This window comes from Mesorhizobium sp. M4A.F.Ca.ET.090.04.2.1, assembly GCF_003999085.1.
In the GTDB taxonomy this organism is placed as follows: Bacteria; Pseudomonadota; Alphaproteobacteria; order Rhizobiales; family Rhizobiaceae; genus Mesorhizobium.
In genome coordinates this window covers 1-1,072 of record NZ_RZOT01000908.1, presented here as the reverse complement: position 1 = coordinate 1,072, position 1,072 = coordinate 1, and the positions used below count along the sequence as shown (strand labels likewise).

Genomic DNA, 1,072 nt, shown 5'->3' with positions numbered 1-1,072 from the left:
CCTGAACCGCAGCCTCTTGACGCCGGCCCGCCTATGGCCAGGCCGCCAGTGCCGTCGTCAGCACCAGTGTCGCCGCGAAAATCAGGTTGATGATCCGCGAGGCCAGCGGCCGCCGCAGGAAGCGGGCGAAGGCCGCACCGGCGAGAAGCCACAGCACGTGGATGGCGACGATCATCAGCGCGAGCACCACGAGCCTGGTCGAAATTCCGAGATCGGCGACGCCCGACGAAGCGCCGGCGAAGACCGCGGCGATCGCCACATAGGCTTTCGGATTGGCGACCGCGAGCAGGAACCCACCGGCGAATGTCGGAGGCGCCATCCCGCTCTCGCGCGCCGCCAGTGGCGGCGCCGTCGCGATCCTGTAGGCCAGATAGAGGATGTAGGCGGCGGATGCGATCGCCAGCACCGGCGCCATGCCCGGCAGCGAGGCAAAGATCGCCATCACGCCGGACGCCACCACCAGAAGCACCATCGTGGTGCCGAGGATGATGCCCGACGTATAGCGCAGCGAATGGCGCAGGCCGAAGGCGGAGCCGATGGCGGTGACGCTGATGGTCGCCGGCCCCGGACTGCCCATCACCACGGTGGCGGCAAACACCAGCGCCAGCACCTGCTGCCATGGCTGCGTGAGGGACAAGAACCCAGCCATACGCCTTTCCCGCATCCTGTCGCGATGCGGGAACGCTATGCGCAAGCGGCATCCCCGTCTTGAACGATCGTGCAACAGCGGGCGAAACACCGCCGGCCCTGCGGCGCTAGGCGCTGGCCCGGTCCAGCGCCGCGATGTCGTCGGCATCGAGCATCAGCGATGCCGCCCGCACCAGGCCGTCCATCTGGGCGAGCGTCGTGGCGCTGGCGATCGGCGCCGCGATGCCCGGCCGCGCCATCACCCAGGCCAGAGCCACCTCCGCTTGCCTGGCCGAATGCCTTGCCGATACCGAATCGAGCGCGGCGAGGACGCGCATGCCGCGCTCGTTGAGGTAGCTGGCGACATCCTCGCCCCGCTCGCTCTGGCCGAGATCGGCCTTGCCGCGGTATTTGCCGCTCAAGAATCCCTTGGCGAGACCGAAAT

The 1,072-nt window shown here is 68.7% G+C and carries 2 protein-coding genes; both read right to left on the bottom strand.

Annotation, left to right across the window (positions count from 1 at the left end):
* Window positions 1-31: 31 nt before the first annotated feature.
* Window positions 32-649: a LysE family translocator gene (locus EN781_RS33055; protein ID WP_127400754.1), complete on the bottom strand. Its 618-nt coding sequence runs from the start codon at window positions 647-649 to the stop codon at window positions 32-34.
* Between the two features lie 106 nt (window positions 650-755).
* The coding region (locus EN781_RS33050; RefSeq protein ID WP_145965811.1) for an aldo/keto reductase at window positions 756-1,072 on the bottom strand (317 nt) is incomplete at its 5' end.

Excerpts from the sequence above, each read along its gene's own strand:
- EN781_RS33055 (WP_127400754.1), bottom strand. The coding sequence starts at position 649 with ATGGCTGGGTTCTTGTCCCTCACGCAGCCATGGCAGCAGGTGCTGGCG.